The organism is Streptomyces sp. YIM 130001 (genome assembly GCF_003574445.1).
In the GTDB taxonomy this organism is placed as follows: domain Bacteria; phylum Actinomycetota; class Actinomycetes; order Streptomycetales; family Streptomycetaceae; genus Streptomyces.
The window spans coordinates 1-21,046 of record NZ_KZ984577.1 but is presented as its reverse complement, the minus strand read 5'-3'; the positions used below and the strand labels follow the sequence as shown (position 1 = coordinate 21,046).

Sequence of the window (21,046 nt, the reverse complement as noted above, 5' to 3'; positions counted from 1 at the left end):
ATCTCCTCGGATGCGATTCCTCGATGTGCTCGATGCTTCGAGAGTCGCTCCGGGAGGTGCCCCGAGTCGTCGTACGGCCAGCGGCCGTCGCGGTACCTCCTCGGGAGTAGATGGCGGCCCTGCGACTGCTCCGGGGCGGCGGTACGGCCTCGATGCGGTACTTCGGGGCCGGACCGCTCAGGCCACCGAGATGTCCACCGTGGGCCGCAGTCGCGCTGCCGCCGCGAGCGCGGAGTGCAGCGGGTGCGTGCGGAAGGCCTCCGTCATCGCCGGGTCGGCTGCCGTGTCCGCGGCCGGGAAGCAGATCTGCTCGTACACCGCCTGGAAACGCGGTCCCCAGCGGCGCGCGCCCAGTCGGGCCGTACGCGAGCAGTTGTCGACCATGTGCGCCACGTCGCGGGCGTGCATGTAGGGCAGCAGCGAGTCGACCGCTTCGATCACGGACTCGTTGACGATCTCCGACCAAGGGTGGCCCCTGGCCGCGAACTCATCGGTCTGAGCCGTCATGGTCGCGACGAACACCCCTGCCGTGAACGGGTCCGCGGCATCGGGGAGCGCGCCCCGGCCCGCCCGCACCTCATCGCCGTGCCGCCACATCCCGGAGCCTTGGATACTGGTCATCTCCCGGGCGGCGAGCCGCCGTTCGGCCAGAACGACGCTGCGCAGCTCGGTTCCGTCCGCCACCTCGTCGTAGATCTCCGCGATCAGATCGCGCGCGGGACCGTAAGTGGCGCAGTAGGCGCGGTCGAAGACGTCACGGCCGACGTCGTCCAGGTGCTCGCGGACCGCGAGGAGGCCTTCGCGGGAGATGGTGCGTGCCACCGGGCCCGTGACGGTCTCGCAGGAGCGGCGGTACGCCGTGACTGCGTCGTCGCCCTCGATGAGGAACCGGCGGTACAGGCTCTCGACCAAGCCGTGCACCGCCCCGAGGAGCACGGCGCGCTCGCCCACGATGTCGGAGAGGTACTCGCTGCGCAGCGTGGTGCGGAAGGTGTACGGCGACCCGAGCGCGACGGACCAGCCGAGCGCACGGTCGACGGCATGGCCGTCCGGGTCGGCGTGTACGGCGAAGCTGCTGTTGATCCCGGCACCGTCGACCTCGGCCCCTTGGACGTAGAGCCTGCGCACCGAGTCGCCCATGCCCTTGGGGCACACGGCGATCACGGGATGTCCGTCGGGGAAGGAACGGCCGCCGGCCTCGAGGTGGCCGAGCAGGAACCCGTGCGAGAGACCGATGGTCGCTCCGGGACGCAGCACGTCGAACACCTCCTGGTGGCGGGCGGCGAGGGCCGCGTCGGCGATCAGGAGCAGCACCAGGTCGCTGGAGGCGGCGACATCGAGCCAGTCCCCCAGCGTCCGGTCCTCGGTCCTGAAGCCGTGCGCCCGGGCATCGGTGACCGAGGCGGACCCCGGACGCAGGCCGACCGCGACCTCGATGCCCGTACCGGCGAGCGAGTCCCGCAGGTTGAGGGCCTGGGCTCGACCCTGGGGGCCCCAGCCGATGACCCCGATCCGGCGGATGCCGGCGAATGCGCGGGGCAGCAGGGCGAACGAGTCGCGGCCGCCGCGCAGGATCGTCTCGGTGCCGCCGGGGACCTCGATCGACTCGACGTCGAAGACTTCGGAACGGAAGGAGTTGGCGGACGGTGCCGCCGAAGTGGGGTTCACCATGGGTGAGTTGTAGGCTCCGCCTCGCCATTGCGGCAAGCGCAACATGTGCACCGCCGCGTTGCAGCCGATGAAAGGCGCAGGTGGTTCCCGTGGACGAACGCCGCGAGCTGGCCCTGTTCCTCCATCTGACGCGGTCCCTGAACTTCGGCCGCACCAGTCACGACTGTCATGTCAGCCCCGCCACCCTGACCCGGGTGGTGAAGCGGCTCGAGGCGTCCGCGGGGCACCGGCTGCTCGACCGTGGACCGAGCGGGGTGTCGCTCACCACCGAGGGCCTGCGCTTTCGCAGCTACGCCGAGGACGCGCTCGCACTGTGGGAGGCGTACCGCCAGGAGCGCCCCGGCATGGCCGAACTGACCGGCAGACTCTCGCTGTTCGCGACGGTGACGGCTTGTCAGGCGCTGCTGCCCGACTTGCTCGGGCCCTTCCGGGCCGCGCATGCGCAGGTACATCTCGACCTGCGTACGGGCGACGCGGCGAGTGCCCTGGCGCGGCTGGACGAGGGAGACGTGGACGCGGCGGTCGCAGCGCTGCCGGCCCGGCTTCCGGCTTCGCTGGTCAGCCGGACCGTGGCCGGCACCCCGCTGGTGTTCGTCAGGGCCCGCACGGCGGACGAGGCCCGGGGACGGCCCGAGGAGGAGAGTGCCGCGGACGGGCCGGCGCCGGCGGCCGAGGCGCGCGGACCGTACGTACTCCCCCATCGCGGCCTGGTCCGCGAAGAGGCGCACCGGTGGTTCCAGAAACACGGTGCGGCCCTCGATGTGTGCTCCGAACCGGACGGTCACGAGGCTCTGTTGACGCTGGTGGCGCTGGGATGCGGGACGGGGATCGTGCCCCGCCTCGTGCTGGAGCAGAGCGCGATGCGCGACCGGCTGACCGTGCTGCGTCCGCCGCGGGGCGGACCGGCGTTGCGCCCGCTGCGTATCGGTCTGTGTGTCCGGCGGGCTGATCTACGCAGGCCCATGGTCGGTGCGCTGTGGAGCCTCACGGCGGGCGGGTGTCCCTGACGGTCGCGGTGACGGGAGTGACTGATCGGCGCGGTGGCGCGGGCTGTCGGGCCGTCGCGGGGTCAGGCGGCCAGGGCCGTGAGCGGGTCGTCGAGGACCGGCTGCCAGGCCAGTTCCGCGGCGCCGACGAGGCTGTTGTGGTCCAGGGTGCAGGCGAGGATGGGGACCGAGCCGCTGCGGCCCCACAGGCTGCGGTCGGCCACGACGGCGCGCAGGCGTTCCGGGTCGGCCGTGAGCAGCTCGCGGTGCAGGCCGCCGAGGATGATGCGGTCGGGATTGAGGATGTTGACCAGTCCGGCGAGGCCGAGGCCGAGCCGGTCGATCAGCTCCTCGGCGGCGGCGCGTACCAGGGGGTCGGCGTACTCCCCGGAGAGCAGGCCGCGCGCCTGGGCGAGCAGCGACTCCTCGGGGCCCGGGGTACGGCCGGCGGCGGTGAGCAGGGCCATCGGGTCCGTCTCCACGTCCAGGCAGCCGCGGCTGCCGCAGTGGCAGGCACGGCCGCCGTCCGGGTTGACGGTGAGGTGTCCGACCTCCAGGGCGAGGCCCGAACTCCCGGTGTGCAGGCGGCCGTCGAGGACCAGGGCGCCTCCGACGCCGCGGTGTCCGGTGGCCACGCACAGCAGGTCGCGGGAGCCGCGCCCTGCGCCGTGCCGATGCTCGGCGAGGGCCGCGAGGTTGACGTCGTTGCCGGTGAAGACGGGGACGTCGAAGCCGGCTCCGCTCACCCGTTCCTCGAAGATCTCGCGGACCGGAGCGCCGACGGGCCAGGCCAGGTGCAAGGGATTGAGCGCGTTGCCCTCGGGTTCGGCGACGGCGGAGGGAACGGCGAGTCCGGCTCCCGCGCAGCGGCGTCCGGTGTCGCGCAGGAGCTGGGTTCCGGCCTCCACCACCGACCCGATGACCCGCCCCGGGTCGGCGTCGACAATCTCGCAGCCGGGGGTGGTGGCGACGATCCGTCCGCCGAGGCCGACGAGGGCCGCGCGGTATCCGTCGGAGTGCACCTGGGCGGCGAGGACGACGGGTCCGTCATCGGCCACGACCAGTCGGTGCGAGGGCCGGCCCTGAGCTCCGGCCGCGGAGCCGGGTTCGACGTGGATGAGGCCCAGCGCCTCGAGTTCGGCGGCGACGGCGCCTGCGGTGGCGCGGGTGACGCCGAGTTCGGACGTGAGGACGGCCCGCGTGGGGGCGCGACCGGTGTGGACGAGTTCAAGAGCCGGGCCGAGCGCACCACGCCCTCGCTCGAGTCGAGTTCGGGTCGACACCTGCCCCGCGGCGCGGGGTGCCTCCTTGCCGTTCATGAGGGGGAGTCTCCCATGATCCGCGGCGTGCGTTACCTGCCTGGACCGGCCTGTTCGACTCGATGGGCACCGACGGGAGCCGGAGCGGCGGATCGTCGGCCCGGTACGGCACTTCGGACACGCGAGCGACTTGCCCAGCGGTCCGGCGGACCCCTAATCTGATTTTGTGCCGACATTGAACAAACTCCGGACGGCCGGATCCCGTCACCCCGGGGATCCCGCCATATCCCGGCTCCGTATCGCACTCACCGTGTTCTTCGGACTCGACGGGTTCATCTTCGCCGGGTGGGTCGTCCGCATCCCCGCGATCAAGGAGCAGACGGGCGCCTCGGCCAGCACGCTCGGTCTGGCGCTGCTCGGAGTGTCCGCCGGAGCCGTCGTCACGATGACGCTGACCGGGCGGCTGTGCCGGCGCTTCGGCAGCCATCCGGTCACCGTGGCCTGCGCCGTCCTCCTGGCGCTGAGTATCGCGCTGCCGCCGCTGACCCACTCACCGCTGGTGCTCGGCACCGTCCTGCTGGTGTTCGGTGCGGCGTACGGCGGGCTCAACGTGGCGATGAACAGCGCCGCCGTCGATCTCGTACGCGCCCTCGGCCGCCCCGTGATGCCCAGTTTCCACGCGGCGTTCAGTCTCGGCGGCATGATCGGCGCCGGCCTCGGCGGTCTGGTTGCGGGCAGCCTCTCGCCCACGCCACACCTCCTGGCACTGACCGCCATAGGCCTCCTGGTCACCGCCGCGGCGGCGCCGACCCTGCTCCGCCAACCGCCGCCCGCGCCCGCGCCCCGATCGTCCGCGCCCGGACGTTCCGGCGGCTCCGCCGGCGGCACCCCATGGATCGTCGCCGTCTTCGGCCTGATCGCCCTGTGCACGGCGTACGGCGAAGGGGCACTGGCGGACTGGGGCGCTCTGCACCTGCAGGACGACCTGCACGCGAGCCCCGGAACCGCGGCGGCCGGCTACTCGCTCTTCGCCCTGACCATGACCGCCGGGCGACTCTCCGGCACGCTGCTGCTCGAACGCCTCGGCCAGACCCGCACACTGGTCGCCGGCGGTGCCACCGCCGCGGCCGGCATGCTGGCGGGTGCGCTCGCACCGTCGGTGTGGGCGGCGCTGCTCGGCTTCGCCGTCACCGGCCTCGGACTCGCCAACATCTTCCCCGTGGCGATCGAACGCGCCGGCGCCCTGGCCGGCCCGAGCGGAGTCGCCACCGCCTCGACGCTCGGCTACGGCGGCATGCTGCTCGGCCCGCCGATGATCGGGTTCATGGCCGACTGGTACTCGCTTCCCGTCGCCCTGACCAGTGTCGCGGCCCTCGCCGCGGTGTCGGCCGTGATCGGTTTCGCCGTACGAGGCGCCTCCGCACGCACCTGACTCGAAACCGGCGTCCGGCCAGACCGCTGGGGCGCCCGTATCCGCCGGACGCCGTCGATCGCGTGGCAGGGCAGAATCACTCCATGGAGATCGCCGAACACATAGGGGCCCTCGACTCCGCGGGCCGTCTGCTCGCCGAGCGCGCCGCGGGCGCCGGACCCGACGCCGAGGTACCGACCTGCCCCGGCTGGCAGGTCCGTGACCTGCTGCGGCACACGACGATGGTGCACCGATGGGCGACGCGGTTCGTCGCGGACGCCCACACCTCGCCGCTGCCGGCGGAGGAACCACCACCGCACGTGGACGGCGACGAACTCCTGGACTGGTTCACCGAGGGCCATGGCGGCCTGGTGCGGGCGCTGCGCGAGGCGTCTCCCGACGTGGAGTGCTGGACGTTCATGGCCGCCCCTTCGCCCCTGGCATTCTGGGCTCGGCGCCAGGCGCACGAGACGACCGTGCACCGCCTGGACGCGGACTCTCCCCTGCCCGGTGCCGCGGCCGTCCCGGTGGATTCCCGACTCGCCGCGGACGGCATCGACGAGCTGCTGACGTGCTTCCACTCCCGCTCGAAGAGCCGGGTCAGGACCGAGCGGCCGCGGATTCTGCGAGTCCGCACGACGGACACCGGCGACGTGTGGACCGTACGCCTCGGAACCGAACCGCCCGCCACCACGCGCGGCCCGGACGAATCAGCAGTGGACTGCGAACTGAGCGGCTCCGCAAGCGAGTTGTACGCGGCGATGTGGAACAGGCGGTCCGTACCGGAGATCTCCGGCGATGCCTCACTGGCGCGGCTCTGGCGGGAGAACTCCGCGGTCAGCTGGCGCTGACGGAGCACGCCTGCGCGGGCCCGTGATCAGCCCAACCATCCGGGGCGGACGAGGCCCGACTCGTACGCGAGGACGACAAGTTGGGCGCGGTCGCGGGCACCCAGCTTGATCATGGTGCGGCTGACGTGGGTCTTGGCGGTGAGCGGGCTGACCACGAGGCGGCCGGCGATCTCCTCGTTCGACAGGCCGATGCCGACGAGTGCCATCACCTCCCGTTCCCGCTCGGTGAGTTCACCCAGGGCCGCAGCCGCGGACGGCTCCTTCGAGCGCGCGGCGAACTCGCCGATCAGACGTCGGGTCACCCCGGGCGACAGCAGGGCGTCGCCTTCGACCACCGCCCTCACCGCGCGCAGGAGTTCGTCCGGTTCCGTGTCCTTCACCAAGAACCCGGACGCGCCCGAGCGGATCGCCTCGAAGACGTACTCGTCGAGCTCGAACGTCGTCAGCATCACCACCTTCACCGCCTCGAGAGCGGAGTCGTCGGTGATCTCCCGAGTGGCGGCGAGTCCGTCGAGCCGGGGCATGCGGATGTCCATGAGGACGACGTCCGGGCGCAGTTCGCGTACGAGACGGACGGCCTCGGCGCCGTCGGAGGCCTCGGCGGCCACCTCGATGTCGAGCTGCGCGTCGAGGAGCGCCTTGAATCCGGCCCGTACCAGGGACTGGTCGTCGGCGAGCAGTACGCGGATCACTTCTCGGCTCTCCTTCGTCACCGGGGCGGTGCGATGCGTAGCGGTTCGGTCCGGTCGGTCACGCGCTCCGGTGGGGCGTCAGGGCGTGGCCTTGGGCGTCTTCGGCAGTGCGGCCCGTACCCGGAAGCCGCCTTCGGGCCGCGGACCGGCTTCGATCGTGCCACCGAGGGCCGCCGCGCGCTCCCGCATTCCGGCGAGTCCGTTGCCGGAACCACCCGCGTCGGCGCGGGTCGCCGGACCGTCGTCGTCGATCTGCAGATCGAGGCCGCCGCCCGCGTAGTGCACCCGCACGCGAGCACGGCGCGAACCGGAGTGCCGCACCACGTTCGTCAACGCCTCCTGGACGATGCGGAAGGCGGCGAGGTCGGCGCCCGGAGCCAAGGCGATGCGCTCGCCCTCGGTGGTCACTTCGACCGTGAGGCCGGCGCCGGCCGCCTGCTCGACGAGTTCCGGAAGCCGGTCGAGGCCGGGAGCGGGTGCGCGCGGGGCGTCGCCCGGGGTCCGCAGCGTGTCCAGCACCTGCCGGACCTCCCCCAGGGCCTCCTTACTGGCGGACTTGATGGTGGTGAGCGCCGCACGGGCCTGCTCGGGGTCGCTGTCCAGGAGCGCCAGGCCGACGCCCGCCTGCACATTGATCACCGAGATCGAATGCGCCAGTACGTCGTGCAGCTCGCGGGCGATGCGCAGGCGTTCCTCGTCGGCACGCCGTGCGGCCGCCCGCTCCCGCTCGATCCGTTCCTTGGCCCACTGTTCGCGGCGGCTGTGGGCGAGTTCGGACACTGCGATGATCGCCACCACCCAGATGACCACGCCCAGTTCCTGGCCCCAGCCGTACGGACCGTCCCCGTCCGGCGGCAGCCATCGGTACAGCCAGTGGCTCACCAGCAGGTGCCCCGCCCACAAGAGTCCGATCGCCCCCCAGGCCGCGCGGCGCCGGCCCGCGACGATCGCGGCGAAGCAGCCGAGCGCGACGGTCAGGAAAACCGGCCCGTACGGGTATCCCGCGGCCAGATACACCAGCGCCGACGCCGCCGTGCCGTAAGCCACGACCACCGGCATCCGATGACGGAACAACAGCAGTGCACTGCCGATCAGGAGCAGGGCCCGCGCCCAGAGGTCCAGATCCACACGGCCGCCGCCGGTCTGATCGTGCGCCGCGAACGACGTGCCCACCTGCACGAACACCGCGAGCAGCGCCGTGGTCCGCCAGGGCAGCCGCCCCGGATCCGACCTGACCTCCTCCCAGCGCCGCAGCCCCGGAGTGTCGGGTCGGCGGCACGGCGGTCCGCCCCGCCACCGGGCCATGCCGGCACCGCGTCCCTGCTGCTCATCCATACCGCCAACGCTAGCGGCGACCCTGCCTCACCAGCGTCAGCCCGGCGCAGTGATCACGCCTACTCCGCGGGGAGTACCGGTACCCGCCACCCACCCCACTCCGTCGGCCGGAGCTCCGACGCGTCAGCGCGGCCCCGGGTACACAAGGCCTACGTCCTGGGCAAGTTGGGCGACACTCAGCTCGAAGAACGTCGCACGGTCCTCGACCACCCCGTGGAAGTGCCCGAACACCTCGAACGACACCAGGCCGAACAGTTGCGCCCACGCTCCGACCAGCACCGCTGCCGCGGCCGGCGGCAACTCCGGGACGATGTCGGCAGCGATCCGCTCCGCTTCGGGGCGCGCCTCCACGGGGAGTCGTGCCACGGCGAGGCCGGGGCCCTCGTACGCCTCGAGGGTGATGCCGATCAGTACCCGTGCGACCCGCGCGGCCGGTCCGACGGTGTCCTGCGGTGCGGCGTACCCCGGCACCGGGGAGCCGTAGATGAGCGCGTACTCGTGCGGTCTGGCCAGGGCCCACTGCCGTACCGCGCTACAGACAGCGACCCAGGTGCGTGCCGGGGTCTCCTCGGCGGCGCTCGCCTTCCGCTCGGCCCGCTCGGCGGCTTCGCCGATCGAGTCGTAGGCGTCGACGATCAACGCGGTGAGCAGGTCGTCGCGGCTCGGGTAGTAGCGGTAGAGAGCGGAGGACACCATGCCGAGTTCACGCGCGACGGCGCGCAGGGACAACTTCGCCCCGCCCCCGACGGCCAGTTGCTTGCGCGCCTCGTCCTTGATGGACGCGGTTACCTCGATACGGGCTCGGGCCCTCGCTCCGGGCGTGGGGCCTCCTGCGGTGCTGGTCATGGGGCGAGTGTGCCAGATCAGGCCCTGCAAACAAGAGCACTGCTCCAAAACGTGAGCGGCGCTCTCGGAGTAGGGCATTGCTCGCCCCCGGAAGCGGTGCTCTCACAGGCGCTCTCGCGCGAGATCAGGCACTCCATTCTGAGAGCGGTGCTCCAAACCGAGAGCACTGCTCTTGCTTTGGAGCACCCTCCCGTGCCAGACTCGAGCCAAGCGGAGCGAGAGCGGTGCTCACATTTCGGAGCACTGCTCTCGATTCAGATCACCAGTCACGCCATGGAGCGACGCTCACGCACCGGAGCACCGCTCGCACCGGGGAACAGCGCTCACGTCTCGGAGCGCCGCTCACGTCTCGGACCCCCACTGACCAATGGAGCACCGCTCGCACGCCGGAGCACCGCTCACCGCCGGCCCCGGATCCACGGGACCGGCATCGCACCGCCCGTCCTTCACCAGTCGACCGCGCCCACAGGAGTCCGCCATGTCGCAGCCCGCTCAGCCGTACTACCTGCAGGCCGGTCCGCTGGCCACTCGACTCAACAACTCCATCGGCTGGCTCGCCCGGCACGGCGTGAGCTTGCTCGGCTCCGCGGAACTCTCCGTACGCGGCCGCAAGAGCGGCAACCTGCAGCGGATCCCGGTCAATCCGCACACGTACGAGGGCGACCAGTACCTGGTCTCGGCCCGGGGCCACTCGCAGTGGGTGCGCAACATGCGCGCCGCAGGTGGCGGCGAGCTGCGCACGGGCCGCAAGGTGCGCAGCTTCACCGCGGTCGAGATCCCCGACGACCAGGCCAAGGTCAGGCTCATCCGCGCCTACCTCAAGCGCTGGGGCTGGGAGGTCAACGGCTACTTCAAGGGCGTGACCGCGAAGTCGACGGACGCGGAGATCCTGGCGTCCCTTCCCGACCACCCCGTCTTCCGCATCACGCCCACCGGGTGACGACGCCTCGGCCCGCGCCGCCACCCGCACCCACACCCACACCCACACCCACGCTCAGGGCCTACGCGCCCCTCCCCCGCGAGTCCGAGCCCGCCACATCCGATCCGGCACCTCCCGAATCCGGGCCGTCCGGGGCGCCCGGGCCGGTGTGCTGCGTCTCCGAGGCATCCGCGCCCCGCGCATCCGTTCCGCTCGCATCCCCGCGCTCCGCGGCGTCCGGCTCCACCCGGCGGTCGAGCGCGCCGACGGCCCGCCGGGCCATCGGGTGCGTACGGACCAGTTCGGTCAGCGAGTAGGAGCCGCGGGTGATGCGCGCGAAGGCGTTCCACGCCGGTCGGAAGCCGGTGAGGGCTGCGTGCAGCATTCCCGGGCGCCGCTCGAACGCCGACAGCATGCGCCGACCGATACTCATCTCCACGCCGAGTCCGGCCTTGATGGCGAAGGCGTAGTTGAGCGCCTGGCGCCGCGCGTCCACCGCGTCCTGCGACTCGGCGATCCGGACCGCCCACTCCCCCGCGAGCCGGCCCGAGCGCAGCGCGTAGGAGATGCCCTCCCGGGTCCACGGTTCGAGCAGGCCGGCGGCGTCCCCGCACACCAGCACCCGCCCGCGCGACAGCGGTGAATCGTCGCTGCGGCAGCGGGTGAGGTGACCGGAGGAGATGCGCGGTTCGAAGCCGGCGAGACCGAGACGGGCGACGAAGTCCTCCAAGTACTGCTTGGTGGCGGCGCCGTCGCCCCGCGCCGAGATGACACCGACGGTGAGGGTGTCCCCCTTCGGGAAGACCCAGCCGTAACTCCCGGGCATGGGGCCCCAGTCGATCTGCACGCGCCCGGCCCAGTCCTCCGCGACCGCCTCGGGCACCGGGATCTCCGCCTCGAGTCCGAGGTCCACCTGGTCGAGCTTGACTCCGACGTGTGACCCTATGCGGCTGGCGCTGCCGTCCGCGCCGATCACCGCGTGGGCCAGTACCGTCTCGCCTCCGGACAGTTGGATCGCCACCGTCCGCCGGTCGGGCACGGACCTGCCGTGCTGCTCGACCCCGGAGACCGTGACGCCCGTGCGCAGTTCGGCCCCGGCCTTCAGCGCGGACTCGACCAGCCCCTGGTCGAACTCGGGCCGGTTGATCAGGCCGAAGAGCATCCGGCGCGACCGGCGGGTGCGGGCGAAGCGGCCGTCGAGGGAGAACGTCACCGCATGCACCCGGTCCTGCAGGGGCAGTTGGAACCCGGGCGGCAGCGCATCGCGCGAGAGTCCGACGATCCCACCGCCGCAGGTCTTGTAGCGCGGCAGTTCGGCCTTCTCCAGGATCAGGACGCGTCTGCCCGCCACCGCCGCGGCGTTGGCCGCCGAGGCTCCCGCCGGGCCGGCACCGACCACGACGACGTCCCACACCTCGCTGCTCTCGTCCGCCGGGTTCTCGCTCGAATTCTCGCTGCTCACGATGGGCTGCTGCTCCGATCCAGCTGATTCACGCCACTGTCCACGGCATCCTACGGGCGGCCGCTGCCGCACCCGCCTGTGGGAAGATCGGCAGCGCGTTCGCCCTGCGCACACAGGCGCGCGGACGACGTCCACACAGGTACAACGTCGCACCCACAAGGAGCGTGCCCATGTCCTCGAACCGGATCGCCGAGACCGTCGACTCCCTGATGCCGCGTGCCCAGGCGGAGCTCGCCGATCTCGTCGCCTTCAAATCGGTCGCGGACTTCGCCCAGTTCCCGAAGAGCGAGAGCGAAGGCGCTGCCCGCTGGGTCGCCGACGCCCTGCGCACGGAGGGATTCGAGGACGTCGCCCTCCTGGACACCCCGGACGGAACCCAGTCCGTCTACGGCGTACTCCCCGGCCCCGAGGGCAGCCCCACCGTTCTCCTGTACGCGCACTACGACGTACAGCCCCCGCTCGACGAGGAGGCGTGGACCACGCCGCCGTTCGAACTCACGGAACGGGACGGGCGCTGGTACGGCCGCGGTTCGGCGGACTGCAAGGGCGGCGTCATCATGCACCTGCTCGCGCTGCGCGCCCTCAAGGCCGAGGGCGGCCTCCCGGTGACCGTGAAGTTCATCGCCGAGGGCTCCGAGGAGCAGGGCACCGGCGGTCTCGAGCGGTACGCCGAGGCCCACCCGGAACTGCTGCGCGCCGACTCGATCGTGATCGGCGACAGCGGCAACTTCCGGGTCGGCCTGCCCACGGTCACCTCGACATTGCGCGGCATGACCCTGGTGCGGGTGGAGGTCGACACACTGGCCGGGAATCTGCACTCGGGCCAGTTCGGCGGCGCGGCACCCGATGCCCTCGCCGCGCTGATCCGGGTCCTGGACTCGCTGCGCGCCGAGGACGGTTCGACGACGGTGGACGGTCTCGAGGCCGATCAGTCCTGGCAGGGCCTTCAGTACGAGGAGGCTGATTTCCGCGGTGACGCGAAGGTTCACGAAGGCGTCGGACTCATCGGTTCGGGCACGGTGGCGGACCGTATCTGGGCGCGGCCCGCGGTGACAGTGCTCGGCATCGACTGCCCGCCCGTGGCGGGTGCCACGCCGTCGGTTCAGGCGAGCGCCAAGGCGCTGGTCAGCCTGCGCGTCGCACCCGGTTCGGATGCCGCGGAGGCCACCGGGCTGCTGCGTGCGCATCTGGAGGCGCGCACGCCGTGGGGCGCCCGGATCCGTACCGAACAAGTCGGTCAGGGCCAGCCCTTCCGCGCCGACACCACGAGTCCGGCGTACGCGGCGATGGCCGAGGCGATGGCGGTCGCGTATCCCGGTGAGGAGATGCAGTACGCGGGCCAGGGCGGTTCGATCCCGCTGTGCAACACCCTGGACTCGCTGTACCCGGAGGCGGAGATCCTGCTGATCGGTCTGAGCGAGCCCGAGGCGCAGATCCACGCGGTGGACGAGAGCGTCTCGCCGTCCGAACTCAGCCGACTCGCGGTGACCGAGGCGCTGTTCCTGCAGAACTACGCCGCCTCGAAGTGAGCCCGGCGGGCCGGTGCCGTCCGGCCCGCCGGGCACTCCTCCGTGTGTCCGAGCAGGGGTTCCGTCAGGCGACCGGCACACCTGCCTCGAGATAGAGAACGGCTCCGCGCTCCCTGGCTCGCAGGGCCCAGCGGAGCCGTTCGTACCGCACCGGGGGCAGCAGGCTCACCGCCTCCTGTTCGGTCACGAAGCGGCAGCCGCGCAGTTCCGGCCCGGGCAGCAGGACACGTTCCCGGACCGCGCCGTCGAGGCGGCCGCCGTCGAATATCAGGCGCATTCCGCCGAATCCCGGCGGAACCGGTGGCTCCCAGTCCGCCACGAGCAGGCGCGGGGTCCGCTCGAGCCCTATGCCGGTTTCCTCTGCGACCTCCCGTACGCCTGCCTGCGCAGGCGCCTCTCCGGGTTCGACGACACCGCCGGGAAACTCCCAGCCTGCCTTGTAGGTGGGATCGACGAGCAGCACCCGGTCCTCGTCGTCGAAGAGCAGCACACCGGCGGCCAGGGTCTCGGCCGTCGGTTCGGGTGTCTGCACGATGTCGCAGCGGCCGCGGTCCCCGCTCCGCACCGATTCGGCGATGCGCTCGGCGGTTTCGTACGGCGTGATCGCGCTGTTGTCGACGAGGTGTGCGTCGGCGCTGAGCCAGGAGGCCAGGGCCGCGCGGTAGGGCTCGATGTGGTCGTACGACCACTGGCGCACGCGGAGTTCGGCGTCGATGCCGGATCCGACTCCCCGGTCGGCGATCCGGCTGCGCAGGATCGTTTCCGCCGGGGTGAGAGCCACGTGGCGTACCGCGATTCTCCGGGCGGCGAGGCCGCCGAAGATCTCGTCCCGGTACTCCTGGCGCAGCAAGGTCATGGGGACCACGAGGACGCCGCCGACCTCGGCGAGCAGCGCGGACGCGGTGTCGACGACGAGCCGTCGCCAGATCCGCAGATCCTGGTAGTCGCTGACTTCGTCGAGGTGCTTCGGCGGGAGCAGCAACGGCAGGCCGCTGCCGACGATCTCGGGGTCGAAGAGCGTGCTGTTCGGGATCAGGTCGATCAGTTCCCGTGCGGCGGTGGACTTCCCCGCACCGAACGCACCGTTGATCCAGACGATCACGGTTCCCCCTCTTCTGTTGGCCCCCTGTGGCTTGCCCGCAACACCCTGCCACGGAAACCACCTCCGCTCAGGAACCGTGTCCTGGCCGCATCGTCGCCGGTGGGAGGGGTGTCCGGGCGGACCCGGCGCCGGGGATGCGGCCGCCGCCGGTCCGCGCGGGGCGGAGGCCGACGGCGGCCGCGCACGTCAGGACGGCGGCTCCCCCTGCACCGTTCCTGTACGTGCGGGCCCCTTCCGGCGCCTCGGGATGCGCGGGAGTTCACCCCGGGTTGGAGCAGGCCGGAGGGGCGGGCCGGGGCCGTGTTGTCGGCGATACGGCCCCGACCGGCAGGTGTGGTCGGAAGGTCCCGGCACAAGGGACGACGAGGCGGGCTCAGAACGGTGAACTGCGGCGCCGGGCGGCCCGGTTCACGCTCCGCCACCCGATCGTAGGACCCGGGCCGTCGTGGTGGGAAGGAAGCATCCGGCCTCGGCTCGCACGGTGCCCCGTCCGGCGCGCGAACGGGCAACCACCGCCCATGGATTACGAATCGGTCATGCAGAATCCATACATCCTCCACAAGAGGAATGCCCGAACTACCTTCCCCTCACTGGAAAACACCCCTGGGGGGCACATCATGAACAATCCACACTTTCCAGCCGGCGGACCGTCCCCACGCATTGCCCCGCGCTGGGCACGCAAACGATTCGTGCTGCCCGCCCTCGTCCTCTCCTTCGCGATCGGGGCGACAGCGTCCGACGGCGGAGCGGCCGGCCATGACGCGCCTCCCGAGGTGAAGGCCGCGGCGCTGCCGGCCCCCACAGTGACGGTGACCGAGCAGGCGGCACCCGATCCGCAACCGGCGCCGACGGTGACCGTGCGTGTCACCGAAACGGCCCGGGCGACGGTCACCGCGGCACCTGCCGGAGGCGGCAACACCCGTACAGCGGGCGGGAGTTCGGGCGGCGAAGGCTCCCCGGGCAGCGCCGAGGTGTCGTACGGCAACTGCAGCGAGGCCCGTGCGGCCGGGGCGGCTCCGGTACACCGCGGCGAGCCCGGTTACGGCCGCCACCTGGACCGCGACGGGGACGGTGTGGGCTGCGACATCTGACGACCATGAGCCGACGACCGGGCGGCCCGCGCCGACCGGCTGGCCCTCGGCGGCCACCGGGCCGACCCGGTCACCTGAGAAACCCGCCGAGCCTCGTCCGCATGCACACCGGCCCGCGTACCGTGCAGCGCATTTCGGCCAACCTCAACGATCAGCCACCGAAGGCGCCCGGCCCGTAGCACCGCCCCATCCGGACCGACGCGCACGCACGCCCGGCCGCACGACTACGTCCCCGCGAACTCGTGCGGGCCCGGCCGCAGTTGAGCGAAGGCCTGCGAGCGGCTCGCCTTGGACTCAGCCCGAAACAGCTGCCGTGGATGCCGTCGCCCCCGCGATGACGGCAGCAGCGGCGCCGACCAGACCCGCGTCCGTACCCGTGACCGCCGGGGCCAGGCGCAGGTCCTGCACGAAGGACAGCGTCGCGTAGTCGCTCAGCGCCTTGCGCAGCGGCGTGAAGAGCACCTCGCCGGACTTGGCCACTCCCCCGCCGATCACCGCGATGTCGATCTCGACCAGTGTCGCCGTGGCGGCGATGCCCGCCGCAAGCGCCTGTGCGGCGCGCTCGAACGATCCACGGGCCACCGGGTCCCCCGCCCGCGCCGCGACGGCGACCGCGGCTGCCGAGGTGTCGCCGTCCGGGCCCGGGAGCCAGCCCCCGTCCAGGGCCCGCCGGGCGATGTTGGGCCCGCTGGCGATCCGCTCGACGCAGCCGCGGGCTCCGCACGGGCACGGGTCGCCGTCCAGGTCGACGCTGATGTGGCCGATGTGCCCCGCGTTCCCGGTGGGCCCCGCGTGCAGCGCACCGCCGAGGACGAGTCCGCCGCCGACGCCGGTGGAGACGACCATGCACAGGGCGTTGTCGTAACCGCGTGCGGCGCCCTGCCAGTGTTCCGCGGCGGTGATCGCGGCGCCGTCGCCGATGAGGGTGACGGGCAGTCCGCCGGTCAGTGCGCGCACGCGCTCGACGAGCGGAAACCCGCGCCAGCCGGGGACGTTGACCGGCGAGACGGTGCCCTTCGACGCGTCCACGGGACCCGCGCTGCCGATGCCGAGTGCATGGACTTCTCCCCACAGGGAGTGGGCCGTCAGCTCACCGAGTACGCTCTGCACGGCACCCATCACCGTGTCGCCGTCCTCCTGCGAGGGAGTCGGGCGTTGCGCACGGACCAGGATGCGACCGCCTCCGTCCACCAGGGCTCCGGCGATCTTGGTGCCGCCGATGTCGAGCGCGGCGACGATGTCGTTCTGCATCAGAGTCGGTTCTCCTGGTCGTCAACGGGGCCGGATCTCCTGGTGAGACGGGCCGCGAAAGATTCGAAGTCCAGTCTCCCCTGCCACTGACAACGTTGTCTAGGCTCTATGCTCGATGCCACACCTCCGAGCCCCAGGACAGGACCGCACACGTGGCCGAGAACAACCGCCGCCAGCCCGGCTTTCCGCACGCGTCGGACGGACCGCAGGGGCCGCCCCGAGCCGTCGAACCGCGCTACGGCAACCGGCCCACGATGAAGGACGTGGCCGCCCGGGCCGGCGTGGGCCTCAAGACCGTCTCCCGCGTGGTCAACGGCGAACCGGGCGTCACCACCGACACCGAACGCCGCGTCCAGGAGGCCATCGACGCCCTGGGATTCCGCCGCAACGACAGCGCCCGCGTGCTGCGCAAGGGCCGTACCGCGAGCATCGGCCTGGTCCTCGAGGACCTTGCCGACCCGTTCTACGGTCCGCTCAGCCGTGCCGTGGAGGAAGTGGCCCGCGCCCACGGAGCGCTGCTGATCAACGGATCCAGCGCCGAAGACCCGGCCCGCGAGCAGGAGTTGGTGCTCGCCCTGTGCGCCCGACGGGTCGACGGACTCGTGGTGATCCCGGCCGGCGACGACCACCGCTATCTCGAACCGGAGATCAAGGCCGGCGTGGCGACCGTCTTCGTCGACCGCCCCGCCGGCCGGATCGACGCGGACGCGGTGCTCTCCGACAGCTCCGGCGGCGCACGTTCCGGGGTCGCCCATCTCATCGCGCACGGCCACCGACGTATCGGCTTCATCGGTGACCAGCCGCGCATTCACACGGCGGCCGAGCGGCTGCGGGGCTACCGGACGGCCATGGAGGACGCCGGGCTGCCGGTCGACAGCTCCTGGGTGTCGCTCGGTTCCACCGAACCGGACCGGGTCCGCGAGGCCGCCGCGGCGATACTGGACGGCCCGACGCCCGTCACCGCGTTCTTCGCGGGCAACAACCGCGTGACCGTGACTCTGGTACGGGTACTGGCCGAACGGCGGCAGCGCGTCGCCCTGGTGGGCTTCGACGACTTCGAGCTGGCCGACCTCCTGGACCCGGGGGTGACGGTGATCGCGCAGGACGCGGCCCAGTTGGGCCGCACCGCGGCGGAGCGTCTGTTCCGCCGTCTCGACGGAGGGCGCATCGGCACCGAGCGGAGCGTGCTTCCGACCCGTCTGATCGCCCGCGGTTCGGGCGAACTGCCGCCGGAGGGCTGAGAGTTGCTTCCCGCATCGGCGTCATCCGCACCGATGCGGGAAGGCGGGCGCGCACCCGGTGAAGTCCGCACCCGCCACAGCTGCGTCAGCAGGTGGGCAGCCCGGGCACCGGTGTGTCGTTCTTGCCGCCCTTGATGTTCACGACGTTGACCTGGACGTTGCGGTTTCCGCTGTCGTCGTCGGTCCTGGCCCACCACACGTTCGTCCACCCGCCGTGCGTCTCGCGCCGGCCCGAGTTCTCCTGGCAGTAGAAGTAGTTGGTGCCGGAGTTGAGGACGCCGGCCTCCGCACCACCGGCGGTGTAGGACGTGGCGGCCCGCCAGACCTCGCAGTTGTACTTGCCGGCGCCGGCCGGGTGACATACGGGTGCCGGTGCGGGGTCGCCTCCGCCGCCGTTGCCGCCGCCACCGCCGGAACCCGAACTCCCTTCGTCTGGCGCCTCGGTGGGCTCGGATTCGCCCTTGCCCGGGTCCTGGGCGCCACCGGTGCCGGCCTCTTGCGAGTCCTTGTCCTTGCCCTTCTCGCCGTCTTCCTTGCTCGGCTCGGGATCCGCGGACGGGCTCTTCTTGTCGCCCTGCTCCTCCGGTTTGGAGGTGCCCGTCTTCTCGCCGGGCGGCTGCGAGGCCTTGCCGCTGCTCGGGTCGTCCCGCACGCTGCCGGAACCGGCCCCGGCCTCGTTCTTCGGGTCGCCCGAGTCCGCGAGGAGAACGTAACCCCCGCCCGCCAGCGCGAGTACGAGAGCCACGGCCGCCCCGGCGTACAGAGCACGGCGGCTGCGCCGGGGGCCCGCGGGCGGCACGGTGGCGACGACGGGCTCCTGCGGACCGGGCGGCGGAGCGGCGGTGCCCGGATGCCCGAAGGCACCGGCGGGCCCGAATCCCGGAGGCGGCGCACCCGGCGCAGTGCGTACGGTGGCGTCGCGCGGCGGCCCCTGCGGCGTACGGAGTGCGGCGGTCGTCTCGTCGCCGGAGGCGCCCGCGATCTCCTCGAGCAGCACCCGCGCCCGCTCCGCATCGGGCCTGGTCTGCGGGTCCTTGGCCATCAACTGCTGTAGTACGGGAGTGAGTTGACCCGCACGTACCGGGTCGGGCAGCGGGTCCACCACGATCGCCGTGAGCGTCGACCAGGTCGAGGTGCGCCGGAACGGCACCGAGCCCTCGACCGCGCCGTACAGCGTGGCACCGAGCGCCCATACGTCGGATGCGGGTCCCGGGTCCTGGCCCTGGGCCCGTTCCGGCGCCAAGTAGTCGAGCGAGCCCACGAGTTCGCCGCTGCGCGTGAGGTGGGTGGACGAGCCGTCTCCGGGGTCGTCCATCGTGGCGATGCCGAAGTCGGTGAGGACCACACGGCCGGAGCGCTCGAGCAGGATGTTGCCCGGCTTCACGTCGCGGTGCAGGACACCGGCCCGGTGCGCGGCCGCGAGCGCGTCCATCACCTTGGCTCCGATGGCGGCAGCCTCACGCGGCGCGAGGGTGCCCTGGTCGCGTAGTACGTCGTCGAGGGAGGGGCCGTCGACGAGTTCCATCACGATCAACGGCCGTCCGTCGACCTCCGCGACGTCGTGCACGGCGACCACTCCGGGGTGGCGCACCCGGGCCGCGGCGCGCGCCTCGCGCTGCATCCGCAGTTGCAGGTCGGCGAGTTCGGGCGCTCCCGCGTCCGTGAAGGTGCGCAGTTCCTTGACCGCCACCTCACGGCCGAGCACCTCGTCGTGCGCCCGCCAGACGACCCCCATGCCGCCGCGGCCGAGCCGGTTCACGACGCGGTAGCGGCCCGCCAGCAGGCGGCCCACGCCGTCGCCCTGTTCGTTCTCCCCCGAAGTCACCGTTGCCCCGTTCTTCGTACGTCCGTGGTGGCGTACACACTACGGGGCAACGGTGAACGTTGTGCCGGGTGATGCCGGCCGGTGAAGGCGGGCCGCCTACTGCGCGGAGGCGGTGAGGGCCGCGCGGCGCGGGATCGCGAAACCCTCCAGGTCGGCGCGGGTGAGGCCGGTGAGCCGGGCGACCTCGCCGATGTCGAGCGCACCGCAGTCGAGGCCGCGCAGCAGGTAGCCGCTGAGCGCCTTGGCGGTGGCCGGCTCGTCCATCACGTCACCGTCGAGCTGGTTGGCGTACGCGGAGAGGCGGGAGGCGGCCTGCTCGAAGCCCTCGCGGTAGAAGGCGAAGACCGCGGCGTAGCGCGTGGGGATGTGACCGGGGTGCATGTCCCAGCCCTGGTAGTAGGCGCGGGCCAGGGCGCGGCGGGTGAGGCCGTAGTGCAGCCTGAACGCCTCGTGGACGTGCTCGGTGCTGCCGACGGGGAGGACGTTGGTGGAGCCGTCGCAGACGCGGACTCCGGTGCCGGCGGCGGCGACCTGCATGATCGCCTTGGCGTGGTCCGCGGCCGGGTGGTCGCTGGCCTGGTAGGCCGCGCTGACGCCGAGGCACGCGCTGTAGTCGAAGGTGCCGTAGTGCAGGCCGGTGGCACGGCCCTCGGACGCCTCGATCATCCGCGCCACGGCGGCGGTGCCGTCGGCGGCGAGGATCGACTGGCTGGTCTCGATCTGGATCTCGAAGCCGATCCGGCCGGCCGCGAGCCCGTGGGCCTTCTCGAACTCCTCGAGGAGGCGCACCATCGCGGTGACCTGCTCGGGGTAGGTCACCTTGGGCAGTGTGAGCACCAGGCCGTCGGGCAGGCCGCCGGCCTGCATCAGGCCGCTGAGGAAGATGTCGAGGGTGCGGATGCCGCGGTCACGGACCGGGGCCTCCATGCACTTCATGCGGATGCCCATGTACGGGGCGGCGGTGCCCTTCTCGTACGCCTCGGCCACCAGGCGGGCCGCACGGGCGGCGTCCTGGTCCTCGTCCGTACCGGAGTAGCCGTCCTCGAAGTCGATGCGCAGGTCTTCGATCGGCTCGCGTTCCAGCTTGGCGCGTACGCGGTCGTGGACGGCGACGGCGAGGTCGTCGCTCAGGCCGAGCACGGAGGCGAACGCGGCGGCGTCCGGGGCGTGTTCGTCGAGCGCCTCGAGTGCCTGGTCGCCCCAGGAACGCACGGTGCCGGAGTCGAAGACGTTGCCCGGTACGTACACGGTGTGCACGGGCTGGCGGGTGCCCGGGTCGCCCGGGTAACGACGTGCGAGTTCCGCGTCGACCGGGGCGAGGGAGGCACTGATGCCCTCACTGACCGCGCCTGCGAGGCTCGTCGCCACCTGCTCTTGCTGACCCATTGCCGCACCCTCCAGGTTCATTATTCCGCTTCACGGAATCCATAATCCGCATAGCGAAGTTATCCGGGTACCTTCCCGCTGGTCAACACCCCGCAGTACCCGCGCGAGGAGTCAAACGCCCAGGCCCCCGTGTCCGGCGCGGTGGGGCGTCGGGTGCGGGGGCCTGGGTGCGTGATGTGGGGGTCGGTG

17 protein-coding genes are annotated in these 21,046 nt (G+C 72.0%); 7 read left to right on the top strand and 10 right to left on the bottom strand.

Annotated features, from left to right (window positions below; translation table 11 throughout):
• Positions 1 to 177: 177 nt before the first annotated feature.
• Positions 178 to 1,671, bottom strand: coding sequence for a ketol-acid reductoisomerase (locus tag DSC45_RS33930; RefSeq protein WP_119295887.1), 1,494 nt, complete (start codon positions 1,669 to 1,671; stop codon positions 178 to 180).
• A gap of 89 nt (positions 1,672 to 1,760) precedes the next feature.
• On the opposite strand from DSC45_RS33930, the gene ilvY reads away from it, so the two are divergent.
• Positions 1,761 to 2,678: an HTH-type transcriptional activator IlvY gene (ilvY, locus tag DSC45_RS33925; protein ID WP_119295886.1), complete on the top strand. Its 918-nt coding sequence runs from the start codon at positions 1,761 to 1,763 to the stop codon at positions 2,676 to 2,678.
• Positions 2,679 to 2,740: 62 nt separating this feature from the next.
• Here the strand turns inward: ilvY and DSC45_RS33920 are convergent, their stop codons facing one another.
• Positions 2,741 to 3,976 carry an ROK family protein gene (locus DSC45_RS33920; protein ID WP_119295885.1) on the bottom strand — a complete coding sequence of 412 codons (1,236 nt, stop codon included), beginning with the start codon at positions 3,974 to 3,976 and terminating at the stop codon, positions 2,741 to 2,743.
• A 166-nt stretch (positions 3,977 to 4,142) separates the two neighbouring features.
• Here DSC45_RS33920 and DSC45_RS33915 point away from each other — a divergent pair, with 166 nt between their 5' ends.
• Together DSC45_RS33915 and DSC45_RS33910 are read left to right on the top strand one after the other, a co-directional pair.
• Positions 4,143 to 5,348: an MFS transporter gene (locus DSC45_RS33915; protein ID WP_119295884.1), complete on the top strand. Its 1,206-nt coding sequence runs from the start codon at positions 4,143 to 4,145 to the stop codon at positions 5,346 to 5,348.
• An 83-nt stretch (positions 5,349 to 5,431) separates the two neighbouring features.
• Complete coding sequence (locus DSC45_RS33910; RefSeq protein ID WP_119295883.1) at positions 5,432 to 6,178, top strand: maleylpyruvate isomerase family mycothiol-dependent enzyme; 747 nt, start codon at positions 5,432 to 5,434, stop codon at positions 6,176 to 6,178.
• A 26-nt stretch (positions 6,179 to 6,204) separates the two neighbouring features.
• Here DSC45_RS33910 and DSC45_RS33905 read toward each other — a convergent pair whose 3' ends face one another.
• The 3 genes from DSC45_RS33905 to DSC45_RS33895 all read right to left on the bottom strand — a co-directional run bounded on the left by DSC45_RS33905 (position 6,205) and on the right by DSC45_RS33895 (position 9,051).
• The gene (locus DSC45_RS33905; protein WP_119295882.1) at positions 6,205 to 6,870 is read right to left on the bottom strand and encodes a response regulator transcription factor; all 666 of its coding nucleotides are present in this window, start codon (positions 6,868 to 6,870) and stop codon (positions 6,205 to 6,207) included.
• 78 nt (positions 6,871 to 6,948) lie between these two features.
• Positions 6,949 to 8,205, bottom strand: coding sequence for a sensor histidine kinase (locus tag DSC45_RS33900; protein WP_119295881.1), 1,257 nt, complete (start codon positions 8,203 to 8,205; stop codon positions 6,949 to 6,951).
• A gap of 123 nt (positions 8,206 to 8,328) precedes the next feature.
• The gene (locus DSC45_RS33895; RefSeq protein WP_119295880.1) at positions 8,329 to 9,051 is read right to left on the bottom strand and encodes a TetR/AcrR family transcriptional regulator; all 723 of its coding nucleotides are present in this window, start codon (positions 9,049 to 9,051) and stop codon (positions 8,329 to 8,331) included.
• 478 nt (positions 9,052 to 9,529) lie between these two features.
• On the opposite strand from DSC45_RS33895, the gene DSC45_RS33890 reads away from it, so the two are divergent.
• Positions 9,530 to 9,991: a nitroreductase family deazaflavin-dependent oxidoreductase gene (locus tag DSC45_RS33890; protein ID WP_119295879.1), complete on the top strand. Its 462-nt coding sequence runs from the start codon at positions 9,530 to 9,532 to the stop codon at positions 9,989 to 9,991.
• 61 nt (positions 9,992 to 10,052) lie between these two features.
• On the opposite strand, the gene DSC45_RS33885 is transcribed toward DSC45_RS33890, so the two are convergent.
• Positions 10,053 to 11,432, bottom strand: coding sequence for a geranylgeranyl reductase family protein (locus DSC45_RS33885; RefSeq protein WP_119295878.1), 1,380 nt, complete (start codon positions 11,430 to 11,432; stop codon positions 10,053 to 10,055).
• 170 nt (positions 11,433 to 11,602) lie between these two features.
• On the opposite strand from DSC45_RS33885, the gene DSC45_RS33880 reads away from it, so the two are divergent.
• Complete coding sequence (locus DSC45_RS33880) at positions 11,603 to 12,961, top strand: dipeptidase (protein ID WP_119295877.1); 1,359 nt, start codon at positions 11,603 to 11,605, stop codon at positions 12,959 to 12,961.
• A gap of 64 nt (positions 12,962 to 13,025) precedes the next feature.
• On the opposite strand, the gene DSC45_RS33875 is transcribed toward DSC45_RS33880, so the two are convergent.
• Positions 13,026 to 14,063 carry an NUDIX hydrolase gene (locus DSC45_RS33875; protein ID WP_119295876.1) on the bottom strand — a complete coding sequence of 346 codons (1,038 nt, stop codon included), beginning with the start codon at positions 14,061 to 14,063 and terminating at the stop codon, positions 13,026 to 13,028.
• Positions 14,064 to 14,680: 617 nt separating this feature from the next.
• On the opposite strand from DSC45_RS33875, the gene DSC45_RS33870 reads away from it, so the two are divergent.
• Positions 14,681 to 15,154 carry an excalibur calcium-binding domain-containing protein gene (locus DSC45_RS33870; RefSeq protein ID WP_119295875.1) on the top strand — a complete coding sequence of 158 codons (474 nt, stop codon included), beginning with the start codon at positions 14,681 to 14,683 and terminating at the stop codon, positions 15,152 to 15,154.
• A gap of 294 nt (positions 15,155 to 15,448) precedes the next feature.
• On the opposite strand, the gene DSC45_RS33865 is transcribed toward DSC45_RS33870, so the two are convergent.
• Entirely contained in the window at positions 15,449 to 16,405 is a 957-nt protein-coding gene (locus tag DSC45_RS33865) for an ROK family protein (protein ID WP_119295874.1), read from the bottom strand.
• Positions 16,406 to 16,659: 254 nt separating this feature from the next.
• Between DSC45_RS33865 and DSC45_RS33860 the strand changes: the two genes are divergently transcribed.
• The gene (locus DSC45_RS33860; RefSeq protein ID WP_119295912.1) at positions 16,660 to 17,646 is read left to right on the top strand and encodes a LacI family DNA-binding transcriptional regulator; all 987 of its coding nucleotides are present in this window, start codon (positions 16,660 to 16,662) and stop codon (positions 17,644 to 17,646) included.
• 85 nt (positions 17,647 to 17,731) lie between these two features.
• On the opposite strand, the gene DSC45_RS33855 is transcribed toward DSC45_RS33860, so the two are convergent.
• Together DSC45_RS33855 and DSC45_RS33850 are read right to left on the bottom strand one after the other, a co-directional pair.
• Entirely contained in the window at positions 17,732 to 19,471 is a 1,740-nt protein-coding gene (locus DSC45_RS33855; RefSeq protein ID WP_119295873.1) for a serine/threonine-protein kinase, read from the bottom strand.
• 96 nt (positions 19,472 to 19,567) lie between these two features.
• Entirely contained in the window at positions 19,568 to 20,857 is a 1,290-nt protein-coding gene (locus DSC45_RS33850; RefSeq protein ID WP_119295872.1) for a DUF6986 family protein, read from the bottom strand.
• Positions 20,858 to 21,046: the final 189 nt, after the last annotated feature.